Origin of the sequence: Streptomyces sp. NPDC126499 (assembly GCF_040302485.1) — a bacterium.
GTDB lineage: Bacteria > Actinomycetota > Actinomycetes > Streptomycetales > Streptomycetaceae > Streptomyces.
The window spans coordinates 1-6,849 of the sequence record NZ_JBEOUO010000047.1 but is presented as its reverse complement, the minus strand read 5'-3'; the positions used below and the strand labels follow the sequence as shown (position 1 = coordinate 6,849).

Genomic DNA, 6,849 nt, shown 5'->3' with positions numbered 1-6,849 from the left:
ACCGGTGCCGGCTCTTCCACGGAAGGGCGACTCCCGGGGCAGGCCGCCCCGGCGGCCACCGGTCCGGGCGTCCGGCCCGGCGCCGGGAGCGCCCTCCCTTCCGGATACGCGTCCGGGCACACCGGCCTGCCGGGGCAGCGCGCCGGAGACGGCTCCGCCAGCGCCGGGCAGGGTCCCGCGCGGCACACGGGGTTCGGCTCGGCCCACGACGGCCGAGAAGGCCGCTCCCCCGGCGTGAGCGACGCCGGCGTTGCCTGCGGAAGCGATGCCGACGTGAGCGATGCCGGTGCGCACGGGCACGGCGACGGGTCCGGTACGGGCTCTTCCGGCGGACACGGCGCGGAAGGTGACGCGGCGCACCCCGTCGGGCGCGACCCCGGCCACGACGCCGGGCGTTCCGGCGCCGGACCCGCTTCCCGCTGCGACCACGGCCACGCCCCCACCGGGCTCGGCGTCACCGCGTCCCGGGTGTTCGACGGGCTGCCCGGACCGCAGCGGGCCGCCGTCGCCATGCTGTGCCGGGAGGCGCCGCAGCAGGACGGCGGCTGGGACCCGATCGCCCTGCGGCTGGGGCTCGCCGGGATCCTGCGGGAGCTGACCGTGCGGGGTCCGGCGTTGCTCGTCGTCGACGGGGTGCAGCACATCGACCCGGAAAGCGCCGACCTGCTCCGCTTCGCGCTCCACCTGGTGCCGCCGACGCTGCGGGTGATCGCCGTGGAGACGCCCGAGGCGTACGCGGCGTACGACGCGGTCCGCGGTACGGCGCACGGCGCCGCGTACGGTGGGAAGGACCCGCACGACAACCGGCTGTGGGTGCCGTCGGAGGCGGACGTGCTGCTCGTGCCGCCGCTGCACGCCGACGAGATCGCCGAAGTGCTCATCCACCACCGGCTGCCGTCCCGGATGGCGGGCCGCATCCACAAGGCGAGCGGCGGCAATCCGCGGCTCGCGCTGGCCGTGGGCCGCTCCCTGGCCGACGCCCGTACGCCGGTGCACCACGCCGAGGCGCTGACGGTCTCCGGGCGGGCCCGTGACCTGGCCCGGCAGTTGCTGGGAGCCGCTCCGCCCGAGGTGCGCGAGACGCTGCTGCTCGCGGCGCTCGCGCTGCGGCCCACCGCGACCCTGGTGCGCCGGGCCGGGCGCCCCAACGCGGAGGCGGACCTGGCGGCGGCGGAGCGGGCCGGTCTGGTGTCGCTCGCCGAGGACGGCACGGTCGCGTTCACGGCCGGGCTGCTGCCGTCGACGCTGGTGCACGACGCGTGCTGGGCCGAACGCAGCGCGGGACACGCGGCGTTGGCGCGGGTCGTGGACGATCCGGTGGAGGCGGTCCGGCACCGGGCGCTCGCCACCGACGCGCCGCGGGAGGAGCTGGCCGCCGAGGTCGCCGAGGCGGCGGACCTCGCCCGGCGGCGCGGCAACAGCGCGCTCGCCGCCGAACTGGCCATGCTGGCGGCCGAGTCGACGCCCGGTTCGCACGGGCAGCGGCGGATCGCCCGGCTCGCCGACGCGGCCGAGGAGGCCGCCCGCGCCGCGCGGGCCGATCTGGCGATGCGGGCGGCGACCGACCTGCTGGCCCGGGACGCGGCGCCCGCCGACCGGGTACGCGCCCGGCTCGCCGTGCTCGACACGGCCGGGCAGGGGCTGACCGGCCTCGACGAGATGTACGTGCACGCCATGGAGGACTCCGAGGGCGACACCGCCCTGCGGGCCGCCGTCCAGCTGCGCCTTGCCGTCAAGTACGTGCTGGCGGACGGGGATCCGCAACGGTCGCGGGCGGCCGCGATGGAGTCGGCGGCGCTGGCCGCGTCGATGGGCGATTCCCGGACGGCCGCGCAGGCCCTGACCGTACAGGCGCGGATGGAGCGGGCGCTCGGCTCGCCGGACGCCGAGGCGGTCCTGGCGCGGGCCAGGGCCCTGGAGACGGCCGAGCGTCCGGCCGGTGTCCGCAACGCCGCACAGATCCTGACGATCCGTCACGCCCTCTTCGACGGGCGCCTGGTGGACGCGCGGACGCAGCTGAACGCGCTGCTGCCGCTGGTGCAGCGGCGCGGTTCGGTGGAGGACGCGATCGAGCTGCTGAGCACGCTCGCCGAGATCGAGTCGCGGATCGGCCCGTGCGCCGGGGCCCTCGGGCACGCGGGGCAGTCGCTCGCGCTCACCCTGGAGGCGGGCCTCTCCCCCGGGCCCGCGTGGTACGCGCTGGCGCTCGCCGAGACGGCCGGCGGCAGCTTCGCCCGGGCCGCCAGCTACGCCCGGCGCAGCGCGCAGGCGTCGGAGGAGGAGGGCGACCGGGTCTTCCTCTCCCGCAGCCTGTACGCGCTCGGCCGGGTGCAGCTGGTCAACGGGGACGTCGCGGCCGCGCTGGAGACGCTGCGGCGGGTCGAGGCCAACGAGCGGGCCCAGTCGACGGTCGATCCGTCGATGCTGCGCTGGCACGAGGAGCTGGCGGAGGCGCTGCTCGCGCACGACGAGGTGGAGGAGGCCCTGGCCGTCCTCGCGGAGGTACGGCCGGTGGGCGAGCGGCTGGGCCGGTCGACGGTGCTGCTCGGCCTCGACCGGGCGTACGCGCTCTGCCAGGCGGCGGAAGGCCGCACGGACGAGGCGGCGGAGCTGCTGGCGGGCACGGCGGCCCGGTTCGCGGAGGCGGAGCTGCCGCTCGAGCAGGGCCGTGCGCTGATGGCGCTGGCCCGGGTGGAGCGCCGTCGGCGGCGGCGTTCGGCGGCGCAGGCGGCCCTTCACTCGGCGGCCGCGGTGTTCGAGCGGGTCGGGGCGGCGCCGTGGCTGGCGCTGGCGACCGAGGCGCCCGCGGGTCCGGCGGGCGAGGGCCCGGTGGGCGAGGAGTCACCGCCGGCGCTGTCGTCGCTGACGGAGGCGGAGCTGCGGCTGGCCCGGCTGGTGGGGCAGGGTGCCAGCAACCAGGAGGCGGCGGCGAAGCTGTATCTGAGCGTGAAGACGGTCGAGGCGCGGCTGACCCGGATCTACCAGAAGCTGGACGTGCGCTCGCGGGCGCAGTTGGCGACCGCGCTGCGGCCGTAGCGGCCACCGGGGCGCAGCCCCCACCGCCGCCACGGGCCGTCGCGGACCGCGCCGGACCGTCGGTTGCGGACCGCGCCGGACCGTCGGTTGCGGTCCGTCGGGTTCAGACCGCGCCGGTCCGTCGGTTTCAGATCGTGAACGGGCGCTGGGCCAGGAACGCCGCCGAGGGTGCTCCGGTGGTGTGGAGGTTGGGGCTTTGGGTGGGGGGCAGCCGGTGCTGCACCGCCCGGTGGAAGGTGCGGTAGTCGCCGCGGAAGGCGCCGTCGTCCCAGACGGCGAGGAGGGCCCCGGTGAAGGCGCCGTTGGTGTCCCCGTCGAGGGCGACCTGGTTGTCCTGGCACGCGGAGACCAGGATGACCGGCGGCCCCTGGCCGTCGGCGGTGACGGCGGCGGCCTTGGCGAGCGAGCGCTGGAGGTCGTCGAAGAGGTCCCGGTCGCGCGCGTAGAGCTCGGCCTGTTTCGGCTCGGGCAGATAGCGGCCGGTGACGTCGTCGGTGAGGCCGGGGATCTCGATGCTGCTGCCGCTGTGGCAGCAGTCGAAGAAGGTGACGATCCGGACGCCGTGGTCGAAGCGCAGGAACTCCTGGTGGACCTCGTCGTCGAGGAACTGGCGGTCGTAGAGGACGAGGGTCTCGTCCAGCCGGTCGGGTTCGTCGTCGGGGCCGGTGACGTCCGGGACCTGGCCGCCGTGGCCCGAGTAGGTGAAGAGCAGGATGTCGCCCGCGCCGAGCCGTTCGGCGGCGGCGCGCAGCTCGGCGGTGATCCGGTCGACGGTGCCCTCGGGGGTGAGCAGGACGGTGTCCTCGAAGCCGTTGGCGCGGGCGGTCCTCGCCAGGTCGCGGGCGTCGTTCTCGCAGGCCAGGAGGGCGCCGTCCCAGCCCTCGTAGCGGTCGGGGTCGACGCGGTTCAGTCCGACGTGCAGGGAGATTCCGGTGGGCATGCGTGCCTCCTCGGCCGGAGTGGTGGGGCACCGGGAGCGTCTGTTCGAGTGGCCTGCGGGGCCGGGGCGGTGGGCAACCCTCCACCACGCGGTACTCATATCGTATGAATTCCAGCGATTCCCGGCACGATCTGCTCGCCGACCGCACCGGCTACGACGAGGACTTCCTCGGCCCGACGGTGCCGCTCGCGCTGCCGGCCCGCACGTCGGTGGAGACGGTGATCCTGCCCTACACCCACTTCACCGTCGTCTTCCGGCCCGACCGGCGGCTCGCCGTGTCGACCGCCGTGTGCATCGAGGGGCGCGAACTGCTCGACGACGTGCCGAGGGACGACGTGTGGCGCTACGACCCACGGCTGCCCCGTGAGCAGCAGGCGGGCGACGACGTCTACCGCGACAACAGCCTGGACCGGGGGCACCTGGTCCGCCGCCTCGATCCGGTGTGGGGCGCCACGGCGGTCGCGGACCGGGCCAACACGGACACCTTCTACTTCACCAACGCGGCACCGCAGGCGGACGTGTTCAACCAGGGCAAGCGGCTGTGGCAGGGCCTGGAGAACCACCTCCTCGACCACGCGGCCGCCTTCGACCGCAAGCTCGTGGTGCTCACCGGGCCGGTGCTCCAGGACTCCGACCCGCCCTACCGGGGCATCCAGGTGCCGCTGCGCTTCTGGAAGGTGGCCGCGTTCATGCAGGACGGGGCGCTGGCGGCCACGGCGTACGTGCTCGACCAGAGCCCGGACCTGAGCCGGGACGCGGACCGGGCGCTCGCCGGGGTGCCGACGGGCGCGCCGCCGCCGCTCGGGCCGTTCCGCACGTACCAGGTGCCGGTCTCGGACGTCGCCGAGATCGCCGAGCTGGAACTGGGGCCGCTGCCGGACGTGGACCTGATGCCGCTGCTGCGCGCGCCCGAGGAGCGCTGGCGGCGGCTGGAGTCGTACGAGGACATCGCGATGACCGACTGAGGGCGCGCGGCGCGGCGGGGCCCGTCGGGGGCGCGCGGGCGGGCGCATCAGGGGCGCACATCGGGGCGCGTTGGGGGCGCACCGGGAGGTCGGGGGCGCACCGGAGCGTCGGGCAGGGCCACGCCGGGCGGCGCGGGCACGGGGCGGCTCGGGCAGCGATCGCGGCGCACGGCACCGGGGGCGCCCCGGGCACCGATTGCGGACCACGACACCGGGGGCACCCCGGGCACCGATTGCGGCGCACGGCACCCGGCGGGACGATGACAGGGCGCAGTCAGGCGTCCCCATCGACGCAGGGACGACCGGTCAGGTGCCTCATGCCTCTCACCGAGACGGAGTGGGGCCTCGTCACCCGTTGGGTGCGGGACCACCTTCTCGACGACCCCGATCCCCGGACCCGGCTGCTCCGCACCCCGCTGACCACCGACTTCGTGGCGGACCTCCCCCTCACCCCGGACCGGGACGCGAACGCCCGCCTGATCGTGGGAGCCGCCCGAAGGGACGTCGCCGACCAGCGGCGGCTGCTCGACGCGCTGTCCCGGCTCGACGTCCTCGACCGGCTCGACGCCGCCGACGCCGTCGGCCGTGGCATGGAGGTACGCGCGCTGCTCGCCCGGCTGCGCGAGGACGAAGCGGCTCGGCACGCGCCACGGGACCCGTTCGAGGCGCTGGTGCTGCGGCACGGCACGGAGGTGTTCGTCGACCGGGCGGAGCTACGGGCCACGCTGCGCCGGTTCGTGGCCGACCCCGACCTCTCGGTCCTGGTGGTGGACGGCGCACCGGACAGCGGGCGCTCGTACACCTACCGTCTGATCCGGCACCTGGGGCAGCACTGCGGGTTCCGTCCCGTACGGGTGACGCTGGGGCGCACCTCGACGGCGGCGCGGCTCGTGGAGCGGCTCGCCGCGTTCGTGTCGGGTCCGGAAGCGCTGGAGGGGCCGGAGGGTCCGGAGGGGCTGGAGGGTCCGGAGGGGCTGGAGGGTCCGGAGGGGCTGGAGGGTCCGGAGGCCGGCGGATTTCCGTTGAACCCGACACGGTTGAACGATCCACTGTCCTCGATCGACGACGCCGTGCACCGGATCGTGGGACGGGCCACCGCCGCCGAGGACCGCTTCTGGCTGGTCCTCGACGAGTGCGACGCGCTCGACGCCACCTCCGACGTGTGGGACTGCATCGGCAAGCTGGCCCTCGCCGTCTACGAGCACACGCCGGTTCGGCGGGAGACCGTGCCCCGTCTGGTGCTCCTCGGCTACTCGCCCACGGCGCACCCGCTCCCGTACGACACGCGGAACAGCGTGTGCCGGGACACGGCGCGCCCGGTCGGGCCGGAGGAACTGCGGGCGTTCTTCGGGCGTTTCCTCGCCGAGTCGGGGGGCGCGACCGGCTCGGGTGGCACGCCGTCCGCCGCGCTCGTGGAGACGGCGGTCACGGAGGTGCTGCGGGCGGTGGACGCGGCCGACCCGGCCGACAGTCGCATGCGGCGGGTCTGCGCGGCCGTCGAGGACGTCGTACGGCTCTCGCTCGGCCTCGCCCCCGGCGAGGACCTCACCGGGGCGCTGCGCGGCACCCTGCGCTCGCCCCCGGCGGCCCGGAGCGCGCCTGCCCTGCCGGGTCTGCGTCGCGCCTATCGGGAGGCGGCCTGTCTGCTCGACGCCTTCGACCCGGCGACGCTGCGCCTGCCCGGCGAGCCGGAGCCGAGCGGCAAGGCCGTCCTGGAGCTCGTCGACGACTGCACGGCGCTCGCGGGGCCGGAGCGCGCGGTGCGCTGGGTGCTGAAGCCGGAGGTGCGCTCGGCCACCCTGAAGGAGCTCGCGGGCCCGGAGGCGGCACGGGCCGCGCTCGCGGCCAACGCCGACTCGCTGCCCGAGGGCCGGGGGGTCGAACGCGCGGCGCTGGCCCTGCTCTCGG

General features: G+C 76.0%; 3 protein-coding genes and 1 pseudogene. 3 read left to right on the top strand and 1 reads right to left on the bottom strand.

Going from position 1 to position 6,849, the window contains the following annotated elements:
- Positions 1–273 precede the first annotated feature (273 nt).
- Positions 274–3,036 carry a LuxR C-terminal-related transcriptional regulator gene (locus tag ABTZ91_RS33870; protein ID WP_407078091.1) on the top strand — a complete coding sequence of 921 codons (2,763 nt, stop codon included), beginning with the start codon at positions 274–276 and terminating at the stop codon, positions 3,034–3,036.
- 127 nt (positions 3,037–3,163) lie between these two features.
- Here ABTZ91_RS33870 and ABTZ91_RS33865 read toward each other — a convergent pair whose 3' ends face one another.
- A complete protein-coding gene (locus ABTZ91_RS33865; RefSeq protein ID WP_352081081.1) occupies positions 3,164–3,976 on the bottom strand; it encodes a caspase family protein in 813 nt (270 codons plus the stop codon).
- A gap of 104 nt (positions 3,977–4,080) precedes the next feature.
- Here ABTZ91_RS33865 and ABTZ91_RS33860 point away from each other — a divergent pair, with 104 nt between their 5' ends.
- The gene (locus ABTZ91_RS33860) at positions 4,081–4,941 is read left to right on the top strand and encodes a DNA/RNA non-specific endonuclease (RefSeq protein WP_352081080.1); all 861 of its coding nucleotides are present in this window, start codon (positions 4,081–4,083) and stop codon (positions 4,939–4,941) included.
- A gap of 317 nt (positions 4,942–5,258) precedes the next feature.
- Positions 5,259–6,849: pseudogene (locus tag ABTZ91_RS33855) on the top strand (hypothetical protein); the annotation flags it as partial.